Genomic DNA, 19128 nt, shown 5'->3' on the forward strand with positions numbered 1-19128 from the left:
CGGCCACACCAGCCTCGACAACCTCGCCCTCCTGTGCGGCGAACACCACACCGACCTCCACCAAACCGGCTGGGAACTCGAAATGATCAACGGCCGAGCCCAAGCCGTCCCACCCCCCGACACCCCACCACCCCCCAACACCAGATACCCCCGATAACGAGCCAGCGTGCCGACGAGCCGCCCCACCAGGCGGCCCATCGGCACGCCCACACGCATGTCGGCACGGACCGGGCGTCAGGCCTCAGCGTTCGCTGGGGTGGAGAGGTCGGCGAGGAAGGCGTCGAGTAGGGCGGTCTGCCGATCCGGTGGGAACTCGTCGGGCGCGAAGAGGGCTTGGACGACGAGACCGAGCACGAAGCCCTGCGCCGCTGCCGCGAGGTCGGCGGGGTCGCGGTCGGTCGGCAACTCGTCCCGGCGTTGGGCAGCCGCGACGTGCGTGGTGAGGCGTTCGCGGGAGCGGCCGTAGCGGGCGGCGTGGTCGGCGGCGAGTTCGGGATCGGCCAGGGCGGCGTCCCAGGAGCTGACCCAGATCCGGTTGCCGGCCACGCCCTCGGTCGTCAAGGGCAGGATGTCGAGCAGGGCCGCGCGCAGTGCAGGGAGACCTTCGGCGGTGGGGCCCGCGCGCTCCGTGTGCGGACGGGGGCGGGCGGAGGAACTCTGGTCGAGGAGGTCCAGGGCGTGGCGGAGCAGCGCTCGCTTGCTCGGGAAGTAGTGCGTGAGCAGGCCGGTGGTTGCGCCGAGTTCGTTGGCGACCGCGCGGAGCGTGAGTCCGCCGAAGCCGCGAACCGTGAGAACGCGCCAGACCGCTGCGGAGACTTCGGCTCGGCGGGCATCGTGGTCGCCACGCGCGGGAGTCATGGCGCTAGGGTACATACCCAACGCTCGTTATGTAGTACCCGCACCAGCACCCGCCACGAAGGACAGGACCGCCCATGTACTCCGTCCCGCTCGCCACCGACGCCGAGCTGCGCCCGCTTGAGCCGTGGCAGGCCGAGGAGTTTCTGGCCCACATGGACCGTGCGCGGGATCACGTCGACCCGTGGATCCCGTGGGCGTCCAAGTCGACCGACCTCGCGTCGGCTCGCGCGACTCTCCAGAGCTACGCCGATCGCCAGGCCGCCGACGCCGGGCGGATCTACGGGATCTGGCGGGCGGGGGTGCTCGTCGGTGGCGTGATGTTCGTGTCCTTCGACGCGGTGGCGGGCAACTGCGAGGTCGGGGTCTGGACCGAGCCTGCGGGCGAAGGGCGCGGGCTGATCACGGCGGCCGTCCGGCACCTGCTGGCGTACGCCTTCGACGAGCGTGGGATGCACCGCGTGCAGTGGGTGAACAGCTCCGGGAACAAGCGGAGCCGGTCGGCGGCTCAGCGCGCCGGCATGACTCTGGAAGGAACGATGCGCGAGGCCATCTTCTACAACGGCGTCCGCCACGACGAGGAGATCTGGTCCCTGCTGCGCAGCGAGTGGCCGGGAGGCAGCTGATTCAGCTGTGAATGGCCCTCTCGTTCTTGACTTCTCTGCCACCCCGCCCCACCGTACCGCCTGACGATCCATCAGATCCCGCTGTCAGCTGACCCGCACCCAGCCGAGCGCGGCCCGTCAGGAGGGGCAACGATGGAAGAGGACGATCAGACCCGTGCCGAGCTCGCCGACGACACCGCCCACGGACCCGTGCTCACCCGGCGCGGACTGCTCGGCGCGGGTGCGGCGGCGGCCCTGGCCGTGGCGGCGCAATGGACGCCCCTCGGCCGGATAGGCGCAGCGAGCGCGGCGACCACCATCGCGGCGCCGCCCGCCTTCCCCGCCGGAATCCCGCTCTACCAGCAGACTTTCCAGAACTGGTCCGGCGAGGTCGTCGTCGAGGGGCTCTGGAGCTGCTCGCCGACGACCGCGGGCGACGTGGTGACGCTCGCGAACTGGGCACACGCCAACGGCTGGCGGTTGCGGCCCCGAGGCGGCGGCTACAGCTGGTCGCCCCTGGTGGCCCCGGCCGGCAGCCCGGCGAACGTGCTGCTCGTGGACACCACCGCGCACCTCACCGGAATCACCATCAGCCCCGCCGGTTCCGGAAGTTCAGGCAGTCCCGCGAGCGTCACCGTCCAGCCCGGTGCGACCATGGACAGCCTCCTCGGCACCCTGAAGAACGCGGGCTTGGGTCTCACCGGATTCCCGGTGCTCGGCGCGGCGACCGTCGGCGGCGTGCTGGCGACCGGCGGGCGGGGGACCGGCGTCCCTGCCGTGGGGGAGAGCAAGCTTCCCGGGCACACCTACGGATCCGTCAGCAACCTCGTCACCAGCCTGACGGCGGTGGTCTGGGACGCCGGTCAGGGCGCGTACGTGTTGCGGACGTTCCAGCGCACGGATCCGGAGATCCAGGCGCTGCTCGTCAACCTCGGCCGCGTCTTCGTCACCGAGGCGACCCTGCGAGTCGGTGCGGACCAGCGGCTGCGCTGCCAGAGCTGGTTCAACGTGAGCGCGGCGAACCTCTTCGCGCCACCGGCCTCCGCCGGGTCGCAGTCGCTCGCGTCCTACGCCGACAAGTGCGGGCGGGTCGTCTGCATCTGGTTCCCGTTCACGAGCTCGCCCTGGCTGCGGGTGTTCACGCCGACGCCCAGTCAGCCGTGGGTGTCCAGGGCTGTCACCGGGCCGTACGACTTCAGCTTCAACGACATCGTGCCGAAGAACGTCTCCGATCTGCTCTCCCAGATCATCGCGGGGGACGCCGCCGCGACGCCGAGCTTCACGTCCGCACAGATGGACGCGGTGAGCGCCGGGCTCATCTCCACCGGGACCTGGGACATCTGGGGCTGGTCCAGTGACGTGCTGCTCTACGTCCGGCCGACGACGCTGCGGATCACCTCCACCTGCTGCAACGTGGTGACCACGCGGGCCAACGTGCAGCAGGTGGTGAGCGACTTCTACGCCGAGTACAGCGCCAGGCTGGCGGCCGCTGCCGCAAAGGGCCAGTACCCGATGAACGCTCCGCTGGAGATCCGCGTCACCGGTCTCGACCAGCCCGCGGACTGTGGCGTGCCCGGTGCACGCGGTGCGCAGCTTTCGCCGCTGCGGCCGAGGCCGGACCACCCGGAGTGGGACACGTCGGTGTGGTTCGACATGACGACGGTTCCGATCACTCCGGGCTGCCACGAGTTCATGGGCGGCATGGAGACCTGGGTCCGCGGTCACTACACCGGTTCCTACGGCGCCGTACACAACGAGTGGCCGAAGGAGTGGGCCAACAGCGCATCGGGCGCCTGGACCGACGCGACCGCCATCGGTGGCGCGATCCCCGATTCCTACCGCGCCGGGCAGGCGGTCGGCGACGGCTGGGACGCGGCGGTGGCGACGTTCAAGGCGCTGGATCCGGCCGGAGTGTTCAGCAGCTCGTTCCTGGACCGGCTCCTGGTCTGAACACTCGGCGGGCGCGGCGCCGGCACTGCACGGCCCCAGCACTGCACGGCCTCAGCAGTGCACGGTGCCGCTGTCCGTGGCCATGGCCTGGGCGATCCGGCGGTTGGTCTCCGCCCAGACGTCCGCAGGGAGCTTGGGCAGGACGTCGTCCCAGAGGGGAAGGCAGGTGCCGCGCAGCTGCATCATGCCCTCGGGGCGGGCGATCAGGAAGATGTGCAGGTGCGCGCCGCCGTCGCCCCAGCGGTTGACGTGGACGCGGGCGATGCCGCCGAGCGAGACGACCGCCCGCTCCACCCGCTGGAGCATTCCCCCGAGCTCCGCCGCGAGCTCGGGCGGCAGGTCGCTGAGGTCGTGGTGGCCCCGGGGCTGGAGCATGACCATCGCGGGAAGGCCGGCGGGCTCGGCGAAGCTGCCGAGGCGCCAGTGGTCGTCGGTCCACAGGAAGTCGGCGTCGGGGCGGGCGCACTGGCGGCAGTCACTCGGGCCGGCCTCGCCTTGCCGGGGCGGCTCGGGCAGGGTCGGGGGCTCGAGGACCTTGATTTGGAGGTCGCCCTCGTAGGGGAAGACCTCCCAGAACGGGATGCCGCCCTCGGGGAGGGGAACGCGCTTCCCGATCGGAAGCTGCTTCACGTAGTCACTCGGCTCGATGCTCATGGCCTGCACCCTCGCACAGGTGACCGATCACTCGTCAAGATCAACGTGTGGCGATCAGGTGCGCGTAGACCACCAGGTTGCCGTTGTAACCTCCGGCGCGGGTGTAGGCACCGCCGCAGGTGATCAGGCGGATCTCGGCGTCGGGGGCCGCGTGGTAGACCTTGTCGCTCGGGAACTGGTCCTTGGCATAGACCTCCACCGCGTCCACGGCGAAGACCGCGGTGCGGCCGTCCTTGCGGAGCAGCTGCACCTGATGGCCCTTGCGGAGCGAGCCGAGGTTGTAGAACACCGCGGGGCCGCCCCAGGTGTCGACGTGCCCGTCGAGCAGTGCGGTGCCGAGCTGGCCCGGTGTCACGCCACCCTGGTACCAGCCGGCGAGGTTACGGTTCTTGTCGTCCGGAGTGGCCAGTTGGCCGTTGGCGTCGATGCCGAGCGGCGTGACCGGTGCGTCCACGCCGATGATCGGGATCTTGATCCGGACGGGCGGGCTCGCGGGCAGCGGCTTCACCGACGGCACCGGCGCTGGGACGGGGGCGAGGGTGGCGGGGCCCGCGAAGGACTGGGCGGCGGAGGGCGCGGGAGGGCGCGAGGTCTGGCTGCCGTCCCACACCATCCACGCGCCGAGCAGGAGCGGCAGCAGCAACGCGAGGGCAGCCCGGCCGTGGCGTCGCTCTCGTCGTTGCGGAGGCTCGACCCCGGCGGGGCGGTCATCCAGGGGATCCTGTTGTTGCGTCATGAACGACATCGCTTTCAAAAGTTCGTGTGAGTCGGGATCATATGAAGAAATGTCAGATCTGGAACTCCTGCAAACGGGCGACTGACATGCCGTCACCCAGGTGGGCGAGAACTAAGCCGCTCGGATGATTAGTCAGATAAACAGGCTATTGATCATGGGGTGGGGAGATCGCTGCTCTTGGCCGTCGCGACCGGAACCTCTCGTCCAGTCAGATGCTGGACGCCGAGCCGCGGGCTGGAGGAAGTCCTCAGATGCGTCGTACCACCATCGCCCTTGCCGGTGCCGCCCTGGCGCTGGCCGTCGTGCCCGTCTCCGCCTCCTCGGCGTTCGCCTCTTCCGGCGGCAGCGGCGCGAGCGCCACGGTCCACCCCGGGCGCGTTCCGCTGGGCGGTTCGTTCACTCTCGTCGTCGACTGCACGGCGTTCGCGAGCCCGGCGCCGACCATGGCCGAGGGCCAGGGCCTGTCCGAGCCGATCAAGCTCCACCCGGTCAAGGGCCACAAGGGCTGGTTCGCCGGAGAGGGCGAGGTCGCCCGCAACCTCGGCGGCGAGGACTCGGTCGGTATCTCCGGCAACTGCCTCAAGAGCGGTGACAGCTCCGAGTACATGACGACCGTCAAGGTCGGCCCGCGTGGCTCGGTCGCCGCAGGTGAGGGCGGCAGCGTGCTCGGTGGCAACCTCGGCGAGGTCGCGGGTGGCGCGGCGCTGGTCGCAGGCGCCGGGTTCCTGGCGCTCCGCCGCAAGAAGGCCGGCCAGCACTGATCAGCCAGCACTGATCAGTTGGCACTGATCAGCCGGCACTGATCAGCCGGCACTGAGCTGCCCACCCCGACACGCGCCTCAGCGCACCGGCCGTCCCTCTGCGTGCCCCCGCGCGCGGACGGGGCGGCCGGCCCGGTTCCAGTGACCGCTTAGCACGAAGGCCCGGTTCCGTCCGCGATTCGTGCAAATGAACGGGGCGCGTGGGATCTGCGTATCATCATCGCTACGTGGAGTCCCAGTCCGACCTCGTTCGTCCCTACGTCGCCCAAATGGGCGAGTCTGCGCCGGAATCCGTCGCCCCGCCCGTCGCCTGGACGGAGAACCTGCCTGACCCTGCGCCGCAGGGGCGGTCCGGTCACCGCCCCGGACACCGTCAGCGGCGGATCAGGCCGGGCGTCATGGCCCTCGCGCTGCTGATCTCGGCGGCCGCCGCGGCGATCCTCGCCTCCACGCTGGACGGATCAGGTGCGAACGGGGCGAGCCCGCTCCCCGCGGCGGTGCTGCCGTCGCTCAGCCAGTCGGCTGCGCAGCCGAGTTCCAGCACGGCACCCACGTCACCTGCTCAGCGGCCCGCCTCGCCTGCCTCCCCGAGCGGAACGAACGGGGTGAGCGGGGCGAACGGGGCGAGCGGGCCGAACGCATCGGGCAAGCCCTCCTCCGGCGGCGCCACGCCTCAGGCCGCGAGCTCGCACGGCGCCGCGACGGGCGGTGGCAGTTCCTCTGGCGGCTCGCTGCGCCCGGGGGACCGGGGACCGGCCGTCGCCCGGATGCAGCAGCTCCTCTTCGACCAGGGCTTCACCTACGTCTCGGTGACCGGCGTGTACGACGACGCCACCACACGGGGCGTCACCCAGTTCCAGTCCGACCGTGGGCTGAGCGCCGACCCGCCGGGTGTCTACGGTCCGCAGAGTCGCGCGTCCCTCGACCCCGGCAGCTGACCGGCAACCGCCTCACCACCTCACCACCTCACCACCTCACCACCTCACCGCCTCACCGCCTCGCGCCGGCGCTGCACCACGCGGCGGCGACCTCGGCCGCGTGCGCCGCGGCCTGGGCACGGCCCGCGCGGGCGGCGGGGGCGCGGCGCGCGGGATCGAGGATGTTCCGACCGAAGGCGCGGCGCGCGGCACGGTCCGGCGTGATCAGGGCGACCCGTGCTCCCTGGGCCGCGAGCCGGGCAGCTTGGGTCCGGGCGGTCTGGATGGGGCCGCCACCGGCGGAGACCGGCGCAATGATGACGATGCTGCGGTAGCCCGCCGCCAGATCCGCGTTGGCTGCGGAGCGGATGCCGCCGTCGATCCAGTGCCTGCCCGCCGCGCTGACGGGTGACCAGACGCCCGGCACGGCGCAGCTCGCGGAGACGGCGTCGAGCAGACCCACCTCACCATCCCTGTCGAAGGCGGCGAACTCGCCGCTGCGGGCGTCGACCGCCGTCACGACCAGGCGGCGCTCCGGCCAGTCGTGGCTGACCAGACGCTCGGCGATGACCTCGCGGTACACCGAGGCGCCTCGCGGGTCGGCGGCCAGGGCCATCGCGCCCATCCGGGCGCCGAAGGCGCGGGCATCGCGGGAGCGGAGGACACCCCAGGCGTACCTGGCCATGACCGCGGTGCCGAGACGGGAGACGGTCTCGCCAGGTATGTGGAGGAGTTGCCGCTCGTACAACTCGGCAGCGGTGAGCAGTCCGGAGGTCAACTGCGCGCCGACGATCGAGCCGGCGGAGGTGCCGACGACGAGGTCCGCCGTCGAGCCGATGTCGATGCCCGCCTCGGCGAGGCCGTGCAGGATGCCGCACTCCCAGCCGATCCCGGTCAGCCCGCCGCCGCCGAGGACGAGTGCCTTCTCGCGCATACCGATTCCCCCGCCGCCGCAGCCCGCCGGGCTCCCGGCCCGTTGGCAGCCGAAGATACCGCCAGCCACCTGCCGTGTCCCAGAGTGCGAAGCCCACGGGGTGACCGGATCCTGAGCTCATGCGCGGACGCGGGGCAGGGGTGGTGCTGATGCTGCTCGTCGCGGCCGGTGCGGCGGGGTGCAGCTCGCACGCGAGTCCGCCGGACCTGAGCGGGTACTACACGCAGCGGCTTGCGTGGCGGACCTGTGGCGCGGCCGGACTGACCGACTCCGCGCGCAAGGATCTGGGCGAGGCGGCGGCGTCCGCGACGCTCGCGTCGATGGAGTGCGCGCAACTGACCGTCCCCCGCGACTACGGGCATCCGCAGGCGGGAGACCTCCGACTCGCCCTGAGTCGGTTCCGTGCCGCGCCTGACCACGTGCAGCCGGGCGGAGCACGGGTGGGCTCGCTGGTGCTGAACTTCGGCGGGCCGGGGACGCCGGGGATCGATCAGCTCGGAGCGGAGGTCGACACTACCTTCGCCGGGCTGCGTCGCAGCTACGACCTGATCGGACTGGACCCGCGCGGGTGGGGACAGAGCGAGCCGGTGACCTGCGCCAGGTCGGCGGAGTCGGAGGAGTCGGAGGAGTCGGCGGATGCTGGGCAGGCTGCGTGGGCCGCGTGGGCTGCGGACGCCGCGCGAACCGGGGACGACCCGCTGGCCGAGCTCACGCGGGTCGCCGCCGCGCGAACCGCCCGCGCCCGTGCCTGCGGGGTGCGCTCGGGGACGCTGCTTCCGTACGTCGGGACGGTCGACTCGGCGCGTGACCTGGATGTGCTGCGAGCGGCGCTCGGCGATCGGAAGCTCAACTTCCTGGGCTTCTCGTACGGTTCGCGACTCGGCGCGGTGTACGCGCACCAGTTCCCCGAGCGGGTCGGGCGGATGTCGCTGGACGGGATCATCGATCCGACTCTCGACTACGAGGGGACGGCGGTCTCCCTGGTGCAGGCGCAGGAGCAGGGCGTCGGCAACTTCCTGGCCGACTGTCTGCGCCGGGGCGACGCCTGTCCGTTCACCGGAAGCCAGGCGGAGGCGCGACAGCAGCTGCAGGTCGCCTACGACGCGGTGGGGCAGAAGGGCGTCGAGAGCAACAAGGGCACCCTGGACCGGAGCACCTTCGTGAACGCCCTGGCAGACGCGGCCTGGGAGCCGGGCTGGTGGCCGGACCTGCGCGGCGCGCTCACCGACCTGATCCGCAGCCACGATGCGGGCCCGCTGGCCCGGCTGGGTGGGGCGACGCCGCCGACGGGCGCAGCCTTCCCGGCTGTCGCGGACCCGCCGGGGGACAACGGTTCGGCGGTCTACACGGCGGTCGAGTGCCGCGACACCGCCGACCGCTACTCGCCGCAGCGGACGGCGGCTGCGAGGACGGAGTTCCTGGCGGCTTCCTCTCTCTTCGGCCCGGGGGCGGAGACGAGTCTGCTGGACTGCAGCGGCTGGCCTGCCCGGGGCGACGACAGCTGGCGGGACGTCCGCGCGAAGGGTGCGCCGCCGGTGCTGATGGTCGGCACCAGGACCGACCCGGCCACGCCTTACCCCGGCACGGCCAGGATGGCGACGGCCACCGGCGTCGGCGTGGTGCTCACCTACGCAGGCGAAGGGCACATCGCCTACCGGCTCAGCACCTGCGTGCGCCACGCCGAGGACGCGTTTCTGACGTCGGGTACGCTGCCGAAACCGGACACGGTCTGTCCGGCGGAGTGACGTGCGGAGTGAGCGGGGGCTGACGCGGTGGAGCCAAGGCTGGGCGGGGTCGTGATCGAGGCGCTGGACGTGCCGGGGCTGGCGGGCTTCTGGGCGCAGGCGTTGGAGTGGGAAGAGCACCCTTCGGATGACGACGGCGTGGCCGTACTGCGCTCGCCGAAGCCCGGACGGGTAGGGATCGCCTTCGTCCCGTCGACGCGTCCCCGGACCGCGAAGAGCCGGCTTCACCTCGATCTCGCCGGCGGCGCGGAGGAGGTCGAACGCCTGCTGGCGCTCGGCGCGGTCAGGATCGACATCGGGCAGGGCGATGTCCCGTGGGAGGTGCTGGCCGACCCGGAGGGCAACGAGTTCTGCGTGTTGCCGGACGCCGAGGCCGACGACCACCTCGCCGCCATCGCCCAGGACGCGGCCGATGCGGCGGTCCAGGGCCGCTTCTGGCGGCGGGCGACCGGCTGGGCCGTGGTCGACCGGGGCGACTGGGGTATCCGCCTGCGCGACCCGGCCGGGACCGGGCCGACGCTGGTGATGGGACCCCCGGCGACGCCGAAGACGGACCGCAACCGGCTGCGCCTGGCACTGATCGGGGCCGACACGTCCGACACTGCCGACACCGCCGACACGTCCGAAGCTGCCGACACGTCCGCCGGGGTCGACGCCTCCGCTGCCGGAGGCGTCGACCCCGAGGGGAACGAGTTCGAGCGGTGGGAGCCGTTCAGCCGATCTTGACGAGTTGCCACCCCTGGTTCGCGCCGCCGTTCAGCGGCCACTGCAGGATGCTCGCGCCGTTGCTGGTGGAGCCGCCGTTGACGTCGACGAGTTCGGCGTCGGACCGGCTTTCGAGGGTGTAGTCACCGTTGCCGGCCGGGGTCACCAGCCACTGCTGGTTGGTGCCGCTGTTCGCGGTCCAGAGTGCCAGTTGGGTGGCCTCGACCGAGCTGGCGTTCGGGATGTCCAGCGCCTTGCCGCTGCCCACGCCGGTGACGGTGTAGTAGCCGCCCCCGGCGGCGGCGAGCTTCCATTGCTGGTTGGTGTTGCTGTTGCGGGTCCACTGGATGATGGGCGTCCCATCGGCCGTGCCCGCGCCGCTGGCGTCCATCGCGAGGCCGCTGTTGCGGTTGACCAGGACGTAGGTGCCGGACAGGTCGGTGGTCGCGCCCGGGGTGACCGCGAGGTTGGCGAACTGGGCGCCGATCCAGCCGGAGGTGCCGACGCCGACCTGGCCCGAGGCGTAGTTCGCGTCGGTGACGGCGCCGCCGACCGCAGTGCCGTCGATGCGCGCGGTGATCGTGCTGCCCGCGAAGGAGAGCGCCAGCGTGTGCCAGTTGCCGGTTCCGGGCGCGGCGACGGTGCCGGAGGCGAGCGTCGTCAGCGAGCCGCCGGAGCTGTTGCGCTGGAGCGACCAGGAACCGGTGTCGGAGAGCTTGAGCTGGTAGGCGTTGACGGCCGCAGGCGAGAAGCCCTTCTGCAGCCCGACCCGGCCGAGCAGCACCGCGGAGCCGGACTGGAGGAGCTGGGCGTCGACCGAGACGGTGTAGTCCGACCAGGAGAGGTCACCCGTCAGCGCGTAGGGATCGCTGGCGTTGTCCCAGCTGATGGGCGCCGTCGTGGCCTGCTGCTGGACGCAGGAGCCGGACCGGCCGCCGGTGCAGGGTTCCGCCTGGAACGCGCCGTTCATGGCGGAGAGGTAGGGCACCTCGGAGCCGGTGGCGGTGCTGCCGATGGGAGCGGTGTAGGGGAGCGGGAGCACGGAGCGGTTCGGGGAGGTCGCGGTGCCTGCGCCCTGGCCGGTGGTCGTGGTGACGGTGTAGACGCGGCCGGGTTGGAGGGTCAGCGTGTAGACGCCGCCGCTCGCGGTGAGGTCGGTTCCGTGGACCAGGTAGCTGCTCTGGTTGCTGGAGCCGAAGTCGCTGGACCAGACATGCAGGCTGCCGCTGGGCAGACCGCCGGCGACGGTGAAGGTGACGGTCTGGGCGGCGGTGGCGTCGAGGGTTTCGACGACCGTGCTCCAGGCCGACTTGTCAGCCGCGCGGTAGCTGACGTAGCTGCCGTTGCCGCGCGCTCCGCCGAGGTAGCCGCTGCCGCTGTCGAGGTAGTGCCAGCCGGGCGCCGTGAACTGGGTGGTCTGGGCGACGGCCCAGGTGCTCTTGCCGACCTGGTAGTGGCCGGACCAGGGCTGGGTGGCGGTGAGCATGCCCATCGTGTTGTAGGGGAGGTTCTGGTAGATCGAGGCGACCAGCGGCCAGTTGATGAAGGCGCTCATCTTCGCGTCGAGGTAGCCGCGGTTGATCGCGCGGGCGATGGGCGCGCCGCCGGTGTTGAAGTCCTCGGAGCCGTTCTCACTCGCCCACAGCTGCTTGCCGGTGGCGAGGGCGTCCGAGGTGGTCGAGCAGGTGGTCATGGCCGACATGTAGCTGCACGGGTAGTGTGCGCCGACGATGTCGACCGCCGCGTTGAGTGCGGAGTCGGAGCGCATGCTGGTGGCGATGGACCAGTCGCTGTCGGCGCCGACGACCTTGGTGGCGTAGCCGTTGGCGGCGAGGGCGGCGTGCAGGTTCTCGTACCAGGAGGCGTTGAAGCCGCGTTCGTTCCAGCCGCCGAGGTAGTCGATGGTCAGGCCGTGGGACTTGGCGCAGCCGAGCCAGGCGAGCAGGTAGTCGATCGTGTCCTGGGACCAGAAGCTGCCGCCGCCGATCCAGCCGGGCGCGCCCCAGGCGAGGCCGTAGAGCTTGATGCCGGGGTTGCTGGCCTTGGCCTGCTCCATCAGCCACCACTCGTAGCCCGCGCTGCAGTCGACGCTGCCGCGGGTGTGCTCGTGGCTGAGCTCGGCGCCGTCGGTGGAGTTGGTGTCGCCGCCGATCTCGACCTTGAGGATCTGTAGGGCGGCGCCGTAGCCGGGCTTGAAGAGGTAGTCGAGCACCTGGCCGCGCTGCGGCTCGGGATAGTCCGCGAGCAGGCGGGAGTTGCCGCCACCGCCGCTGATCGCGCCGACGCCGTCGAAGACGCGCCCGGCGGAGTTGCCGTCGACGGTGATGGCGGTGGTGGTCGCCGCGTGGGCGAGGCCCGGGAGTTGGCCGAGCAGCAGGGTGAGGAGGAGCGCGAGCAGGATGCTCCATGGACGGGTTCCGTGCAGGCGTGACGGCATGGCGGTGGCCGCTCCAATCAAACAAGAAGTGACGAAGACGCTCGCGCTGATCCAACAGAAAGCAACTGATATCGCCAGATGGTGACGGTAGGCAGTTGCTGATGTGCCGTCAATGACTTGCGCAGAGTTGCGGCAACGCGCCATGGCGGATCTCCGCCCGGTCCGGGCGGCGTCGGGCAGCGGGCGGGTGCGAAGAATGACCTCCAATTCTCCGTCCCGCAGGCTTCACCAGTCCCGGAGGCGTCACGTGTCACGCTCAACGCACGGTCCGCGCAGATCGGTTGCCGCCCTCGCGGTGACTGTCGCCGCGGTGACTGCCGCCGCGCTCGCAGCGCTGGGTGTGGCGCCGCCGGGAGCGGCCGACGCCGCCACGACAGGCGGCGCGGCGCCTGCGCGCCCGGTCGGTGGGACCGTCCACGTCGTCACGCTGCTGACTGGCGACAAGGTGACCCTCACGACAATCGCGGACGGGCGAAGCGTCGCAACGGTGAAGCGTCCCAACGGGCTGACCGGAGGCGTGCTCACGCAGACCGTGGGCAAGGACCTGTACGTCTACCCGGCCGAGGCGATGTCCTACGTCGCCGCAGGAACGCTGGACCGCCGGCTCTTCGACGTCAGCCGGCTGGTCGCGGACGGCTACGACGACGCGCACAGCGCACGGCTGCCGCTCATTGTGCAGTACGCCTCGACGTCAGCACGCTCCTCGACGTCAGCACGCTCCTCGACGTCAGCACGCTCCTCGAATTCAGCACCGCCGAGCAGTCGGGCCGCCGGGCTCGGTCATGCCCTCGCCCAGGTCTGCAGTCTGGACGTGATCAACGGCGATGCCGTCACCGCGGACCGGTCCGGCGGAGCGGCACTGTGGCGGCAGTTGACCCAGGGCCAAGCGAAGGGGAGCGGGCGGTTCGCGGCGGGCATCAGCCACGTCTGGCTGGACGGCAAGGTCAAGGGCATGCTCGCCGACAGCACCGCGCAGATCGGCGCGCCCGCCGCGTGGAGCGCGGGCGTCGACGGGAAGGGTGTGAACGTCGCCATCCTGGACACCGGCATCGACGCCGCCCATCCGGACCTGACCGGGCAGGTCGCCGCCTCGCAGAGCTTCGTCCCCGGCCAGGACCTGACTGACCACGTCGGCCACGGCACCCACACCGCCTCCACGATCGCGGGAACCGGCGCGGCGTCCGGCGGCAAGGAGAAGGGCGTCGCGCCGGGCGCGAAGCTGCTGGTCGGCAAGGTGCTGGGCAATGACGGCTTCGGGGACGACTCCTGGATCATCGCGGGCATGGAGTGGGCGGCGCGCACCGAGCACGCCAAGGTCGTCAGCATGAGCCTCGGTTCCACCGACCCGAGTGACGGCAGCGACCCGATGAGCCAGGCGGTGAACTCGCTCAGCGCCGAGACCGGCGCGCTCTTCGTCGTCGCGGCCGGCAACCAGGGCGGCCCGGGCATCGGCGCGCCCGGAGCGGCGGACGCGGCGCTCACCGTCGGCGCCGTGGACGGCACGGACGCGCTGGCGTGGTTCTCCAGCACCGGTCCGCGCTTCATCAACGGCGGCCTCAAGCCCGAGATCACCGCTCCGGGCGTGGACATCCTGGCCGCGCGCTCGCAGTACGCCGCGGCGGGAAGCGGCTACTACACCACCATGAGCGGCACCTCCATGGCGACGCCCCACGTCGCGGGCGCGGCCGCGCTGCTGGCGGAGCAGCACCCGGACTGGACCGGCCAGCAGCTCAAGGACGCGCTGGTCAGCACGAGTGCGGAGACTGCGGCGATACCGGTCACCCAGGGCGGCGCGGGACGGGTCGACGTCAAGGCCGCGGTGCTGGGGACGGTCGACGCCTCGGCGAGTGCCTGGTCCGGCTACTACCCCTGGCCGCACACCGCCGACAAGCCGGCGGTGCGGACGGTCACCTACACCAACACCGGCGCCGCGCCGGTGACGCTCTCGCTCGCCGCCAAGGCGACCGGCCCGGACGGCGGCCCGGCCCCGGCGGGCGTCTTCACCCTTTCGGCGAGCAGCGTGACCGTGCCGGCGCATGGCACCGCGCGGGTGACCGTGACCGGCGATCCCTCCGCCGCCGCTTACGGTGTGACGGACGGTCAGATCGAGGCGAGCGACGCAAGCGGCACGGTCGTCGCGCACACGCTGATCGGCGTCGACCGCGAGGACGAGCGCTACAACCTCACCGTCTCGGCCACCGACCGCAGCGGCGCGCCGCTCTCCGGCTACGTCGCCATCTACCGGACCGGCGACCAGTCGGCCACCCAGATCCAGCTCCCGGCCTCAGGGACGACCACGCTGCGGCTGCCCAAGGGCGAGTACTCCGTGCTGATGTACGCGGACCTGCCGGGTGCGAACACACCGGACGACCTCGGGCTCGGGGTGCTCTCGGTGCCGCAGGTGCAGCTGGACCGCGACCGCAGCGCCTCGCTGGACGCCCGCCAGGCGCACCTGGTCGCCGCCGTCACGCCGAAGCGGAGCGCCGACCAGATGCTCCGCGTCGAGTGGAACCGCGGCCTGCCCGACGGCGGACAGTTCAACGAGAACTTCCTGGTGCCGCTGGCCTACTCGAGCATCTGGGCCCAGTCCACCGCGCCGGTCACGGACGGCACCTTCGCCTTCGACACGCGGTGGAGCAAGGCCGCGCCGCCGCTGACGGTCACGGCGCAGGAGCCGCCTCTCCCGCAGCAGAGCTTCACCGACCTGATCGTGCAGAACGGCTCGACCCTGCTCCCGGCGGGGAGCCGCAGACTGTCGGCCGTCTACGCCGGGCACGGCACCGCGGCCGAGTTCGCCCGGATCGACGCCAAGGGCAAGGCCGCCGTGGTGTTCGGAGACCCGACCGACACGACCGGCCAGGTCGGCAGCGCCCAGGCCGCGGCGGCGGTGGCGGCCGGAGCGAAGCTGCTGCTGGTCGTCAACCCGGGTGTCGGGCGGCTGTCGCAGTGGTACGGCTCGGCCGACTTCACCGCCGACAGTCCGATCGAGGTCGCTTCACTGACCCAGGGTGAGGGCTACTCGTTGATCTCGGCGGTCGGTCGCGGGCAGGTCAGGCTGACCGTCGTGTCGACCCCGTCCTCCTCCTTCCGCTACGACCTGGTCGAGCGCAAGGACAAGAGCATCCCCGCGAGCAGCCTGGTGTACCGGCCGAAGGACGGCGAACTGGCCCGGATCGACCAGCGTTTCGGCGGCTCGGTCACCGCTCCGGGCTACGAAGGCCGCTACGACATGGAGAACTTCGACCGCTACGGCGTCGGCTTCGACTTCCGGCAGTCGCTCGCCACCACCCGGACCGACTGGGTCAGCCCGGGCGCGGGTCGCTTCGCCTGGTTCGAGGAAGCGGGCGTCACGGACCTCGTCCAGGAGCGGGCCCTCATCACCGACTACGCCAAGGGCAGCCGCACGGCCGCCACCTGGCTCTCCCCGGTGATCCACCCAAGGCTCAACGACAGCACGGTCCTGCCGGACCGTCAGGGCGACTTCTTCTCCCTGAACGTGCCCGGCTGGGGTGACGGCAGCGCGGGACACGACGGCTACGACTACAACATGTGGGGCTCCACGCCGGATCTGCTGCACGAGACGGTCACCCTCTACCAGGGCGCGACGACGATCGGCTCGACCATCTACCAGCAACTCAACGTGGACGCGCCGAGCGGTGCGGTACTGCCGTACCGACTGGTCGCGGAGACCAGCCAGAGCGCCGTCTTCCCGACCTCGCCCGCGTCGCGGACGGAGTGGACCTTCGAATCCGGGACGGGATACGTGTCGATCCCACTGATCCAGCTGGACTACGGGGTCGCCACCGACCCGAAGGGCGACGCGCCGCGGACCACGACGCTGACGCTGACGTCCTCGCAGCTCCCCGGCGTCACCGGGGCGGGCACGATCGGCGGCGCGACGCTCCAGGTCTCCTTCGACGACGGCTCGCGCTGGATCCCGGTGGCGCTGAAGCTCCAGCGGGGCGGCGGCAAGAGCGGTGACGCCTGGACGGCGCGGATCAGCGCGCCGCGCTGGGCCCGCTACGTGTCGCTGCGGGCCACGTCGTGGGACAACGCGCACAACGGCGTGACGCAGACGATCCTGCGGGCGTTCGGCGTGCAGTGACCGATACCGAGTGACCGAGTGACTCGCCGTGGTCTGGATGGACTCGCCGCGGGCCGACCTACCGAGAGGCAGGTCGGCCCGCGCGGTGCGGATCAGCGGTGCGGGTCAGGCGGTGCGGGTCAGGCGGTTCAGGTCAAGCAGTGTGGGTCAGGCGGTGCGGATCAGGCCGTGGCGAGAGAGACGTCGGTCGCCTTGACCAGCGCGACGACCGCGCTGCCGGGGGCGAGGCCGAGCTCGGTGACGGCGTCCTTGGTGATGGCGGCGGTCAGGTCGCCGCCGTCGATGGCGACCTTGACCGAGGCCATCGCGGCACCCGTCGCGATCGAGGTGACCGTGCCGGGCAGCTGGTTGCGGATGCTGAGGCCCTCGACCGCGCCGGTGGCCAGGGAGACCTCGGTCGCCTTGACCACGGCCTGGACGCTCGTGCCCTCGGTGAGCTTCAGGTCGGTGACGGCGTCCGCGGTGATCGCGGCGGTGATCGCCTGGCCGCCCGCGAGGCGGGCACGGACGGTGGCCATGGCCTCGCCCGTGGTGACGGAGGTGATGGTGCCGGGGAGCTGGTTGCGAATGCTGAGTGTCATGTTTCCGACCGTAGACGCTCCCGGATCATCCCGTAGGAAGCCTGTCGCAGATGCGAGCCTGCCTCCGGTGAGGGGTTGGTAGATCAGGGGTAGGCAGATTCTCCGTGCCTCCGTTGGGGGGACGGTCGGCGGGAATCGCGGAACTCACGCGCTGTCGGCGATGTCGTTGGCCGCGACGTAGCCGAAGGTCATCGCCGGGCCGATGGTCGAACCCGAGCCCGCATAGCTGTGGCCCATCACCGCCGCGCTCGCGTTGCCCGCCGCGTGCAGGCCGGGGATGGGTCGGCCGGAGGCGTCCAGCACGCGGGCGCGGGCGTCGGTGAGCAGGCCGCCCTTGGTGCCGAGGTCGCCGGGGACGATCTTGATGGCGTAGAACGGTGCGAGCCAGAGCGGGGCGAGGCAGGAGTTCGGGATCACGGCCGGGTCCGTGTAGTAGTGGTCGTAGGCGCTCACGCCACGGCGGAAGTCGGGGTCGCTGCCGGCCAGGGCGAAGCCGTTGAAGCGCGCGACCGTCGCGCGCAGCGCCGCGGCCGGGACGCCGATCTGGCCGGCCAGTTCGTCGAAGGTCCAGGCCTGGTGGACCGACCCGGCCGAGTACCAGCTGCTCGGGAAGGGGAGGGTGGGGGCGACGTCGCGGAAGAGGTAGCGGTTCCGGTAGTTCTGGTCGACGATCAGCCAGGCCGGGATGTCCGGGGCGCCCGGGTTCTTCTGGTACATCACGTGCACCACGTCGCTGTACGGCGCCGCCTCGTTGACGAAGCGCCCACCGGCCTGATTGATGATCAGGCTGCCCGGGAGGGTGCGCTCGGACAGGCAGAAGTAGGCCTGGCCCGGCAGCGGCACGGCCGGTCCCCACCAGGCGTCGTCCATCAGGGCGACGGCGGCCCCGGCGCGCTGGCCGGCCTGGATGCCGTCGCCGGTGTTCTCCTTCGCGCCGACGGTGTAGTCGGTGCCGACGGGCTGCTGCTGGTACTGGGCCCGCATCGCGGCGTTGTGCTCGAAGCCGCCGGAGCCGACGACCACGCCGCGTCGGGCGGCGATCAGGCCCGGGCTGCCGCTCCGGTTGACGACGACGCCGGTGACGGCGCCGTTCACGACGTCGAGATCGACGAGCGGGGTGTTGAGCCAGACCGGCACATTGGCCGCGAGCAGGCCCGCGCGCAACCCGGCGGCGAGGGCCTGACCCATCGTCAAGGGCTTCTGGCCGAGCAGCGCGGCCTTGGCAGCCCGCGCCACGGTCTCGGCGGCGACGGCCGCGCCCTGCGCGTTGACGGCCGCGATGGCCAGCCACTTGTAGTCGGCGCTGAAGACCACCGTGCCGGAGGGGACGGCGAGATACGGCGGGTTGAGGTTGGCCAGCTCGGCGCCGAGGAGATTGCCGAGGAGATTGCCGTCGAACTGGTCGGGCTCCATGGACCGGCCGTTCGGCATCCCACCGGGGAGCTCGGGGTAGTAGTCGCTGTAGCCCGGCATGTAGCGGAAGCGCAGCGGGCTGTTGGCCATGACGAAGTCGACCATCTTCGGACCGTTGGCCAGGAAGGCCGCCTGGCGGTCAGCGGGGACGTCGGAGCCGACGACGGCGGCCAGGTAGGCGGCGGCCAGCTCGGGAGTGTCGGGGACGCCGGCGGCGAGGATGACGGAGTTGTTGGGGATCCACACGCCCGCGCCCGAGCGGGCGAGCGAACCGCCGAAGGTGGGGGCCTTCTCGACCACCACGACGGAGAGTCCGCGCTTGGCGGCGGTCAGCGCGGCGGTCATCCCGGCCGCACCGGAGCCGACGACGACCACGTCGTAGGTCGCCAGGACGGGCAGGTCGGCGTGGGCGGTGCCGGCCTCCAGCAGACCGCTCGCGAGCAGCGCGCCGGCGCCGACTCCGGCGGTGCGCAGGACGGTCCGACGGGACGGACGGGATGAAGAGTCGACGGCAGACACGGTGTTGACGGCAGACATGGTGTTGGGGGAAGACACGGTGTTGCGGGAAGACATGGTGGGCCCTCCGGTTCTCGGGGGAGGCGAGAGATGGGGAGGGGCGGTACGGGCGCGGGCGCACAGCCCTGGCAGGCAGCGGACGGGCGAGCAGCGGGCGGGTGGCAGGACTGTGGCCCGTTGACCGTGCGAAGTCAAGGTTGGTGGCGCAACTGCC

Annotated in this window: 14 protein-coding genes; 7 read left to right on the forward strand and 7 right to left on the reverse strand. The window is 71.6% G+C overall.

Going from position 1 to position 19128, the window contains the following annotated elements:
• Positions 1 to 234: 234 nt before the first annotated feature.
• Positions 235 to 858, reverse strand: a complete 624-nt coding sequence (locus ABIA32_RS28115; RefSeq protein WP_370101301.1) for a TetR/AcrR family transcriptional regulator — start codon at positions 856 to 858, stop codon at positions 235 to 237.
• Positions 859 to 932: 74 nt separating this feature from the next.
• Between ABIA32_RS28115 and ABIA32_RS28120 the strand changes: the two genes are divergently transcribed.
• Both ABIA32_RS28120 and ABIA32_RS28125 read left to right on the forward strand, forming a co-directional pair.
• Positions 933 to 1481 (forward strand): GNAT family N-acetyltransferase, encoded by a 549-nt coding sequence (locus tag ABIA32_RS28120; RefSeq protein ID WP_370101304.1) that lies wholly within the window; start codon positions 933 to 935, stop codon positions 1479 to 1481.
• Positions 1482 to 1613: 132 nt separating this feature from the next.
• Entirely contained in the window at positions 1614 to 3410 is a 1797-nt protein-coding gene (locus ABIA32_RS28125) for a cholesterol oxidase substrate-binding domain-containing protein (protein ID WP_370101307.1), read from the forward strand.
• Positions 3411 to 3461: 51 nt separating this feature from the next.
• On the opposite strand, the gene ABIA32_RS28130 is transcribed toward ABIA32_RS28125, so the two are convergent.
• Positions 3462 to 4064 (reverse strand): hypothetical protein, encoded by a 603-nt coding sequence (locus ABIA32_RS28130; RefSeq protein ID WP_370101310.1) that lies wholly within the window; start codon positions 4062 to 4064, stop codon positions 3462 to 3464.
• Positions 4065 to 4104: 40 nt separating this feature from the next.
• Complete coding sequence (locus ABIA32_RS28135; protein ID WP_370101313.1) at positions 4105 to 4800, reverse strand: class F sortase; 696 nt, start codon at positions 4798 to 4800, stop codon at positions 4105 to 4107.
• 251 nt (positions 4801 to 5051) lie between these two features.
• Here ABIA32_RS28135 and ABIA32_RS28140 point away from each other — a divergent pair, with 251 nt between their 5' ends.
• Entirely contained in the window at positions 5052 to 5561 is a 510-nt protein-coding gene (locus ABIA32_RS28140) for a hypothetical protein (protein ID WP_370101315.1), read from the forward strand.
• Positions 5562 to 5788: 227 nt separating this feature from the next.
• The gene (locus ABIA32_RS28145) at positions 5789 to 6499 is read left to right on the forward strand and encodes a peptidoglycan-binding protein (RefSeq protein WP_370101318.1); all 711 of its coding nucleotides are present in this window, start codon (positions 5789 to 5791) and stop codon (positions 6497 to 6499) included.
• A 52-nt stretch (positions 6500 to 6551) separates the two neighbouring features.
• Here the strand turns inward: ABIA32_RS28145 and ABIA32_RS28150 are convergent, their stop codons facing one another.
• The gene (locus ABIA32_RS28150; RefSeq protein ID WP_370101321.1) at positions 6552 to 7412 is read right to left on the reverse strand and encodes a patatin-like phospholipase family protein; all 861 of its coding nucleotides are present in this window, start codon (positions 7410 to 7412) and stop codon (positions 6552 to 6554) included.
• Positions 7413 to 7531: 119 nt separating this feature from the next.
• Between ABIA32_RS28150 and ABIA32_RS28155 the strand changes: the two genes are divergently transcribed.
• Together ABIA32_RS28155 and ABIA32_RS28160 are read left to right on the forward strand one after the other, a co-directional pair.
• A complete protein-coding gene (locus tag ABIA32_RS28155; protein WP_370101324.1) occupies positions 7532 to 9157 on the forward strand; it encodes an alpha/beta hydrolase in 1626 nt (541 codons plus the stop codon).
• A 27-nt stretch (positions 9158 to 9184) separates the two neighbouring features.
• Positions 9185 to 9883 (forward strand): VOC family protein, encoded by a 699-nt coding sequence (locus ABIA32_RS28160; RefSeq protein ID WP_370101326.1) that lies wholly within the window; start codon positions 9185 to 9187, stop codon positions 9881 to 9883.
• On the opposite strand, the gene ABIA32_RS28165 is transcribed toward ABIA32_RS28160, so the two are convergent.
• Positions 9870 to 12299, reverse strand: a complete 2430-nt coding sequence (locus ABIA32_RS28165; protein WP_370101329.1) for an RICIN domain-containing protein — start codon at positions 12297 to 12299, stop codon at positions 9870 to 9872. The two genes, ABIA32_RS28160 and ABIA32_RS28165, sit on opposite strands and share 14 nt — an antisense overlap.
• Before the next feature lie 247 nt (positions 12300 to 12546).
• Between ABIA32_RS28165 and ABIA32_RS28170 the strand changes: the two genes are divergently transcribed.
• The gene (locus tag ABIA32_RS28170; RefSeq protein WP_370101332.1) at positions 12547 to 16404 is read left to right on the forward strand and encodes a S8 family serine peptidase; all 3858 of its coding nucleotides are present in this window, start codon (positions 12547 to 12549) and stop codon (positions 16402 to 16404) included.
• Between the two features lie 161 nt (positions 16405 to 16565).
• Here the strand turns inward: ABIA32_RS28170 and ABIA32_RS28175 are convergent, their stop codons facing one another.
• Positions 16566 to 16985, reverse strand: coding sequence for a molybdopterin-binding protein (locus ABIA32_RS28175; protein ID WP_370101333.1), 420 nt, complete (start codon positions 16983 to 16985; stop codon positions 16566 to 16568).
• A 144-nt stretch (positions 16986 to 17129) separates the two neighbouring features.
• Positions 17130 to 18935: a 3-oxosteroid 1-dehydrogenase gene (gene kstD / locus ABIA32_RS28180; RefSeq protein WP_370101552.1), complete on the reverse strand. Its 1806-nt coding sequence runs from the start codon at positions 18933 to 18935 to the stop codon at positions 17130 to 17132.
• Between the last annotated feature and the right edge of the window lie 193 nt (positions 18936 to 19128).

It is taken from the genome of Streptacidiphilus sp. MAP12-20 (genome assembly GCF_041262525.1).
GTDB lineage: Bacteria > Actinomycetota > Actinomycetes > Streptomycetales > Streptomycetaceae > Streptacidiphilus.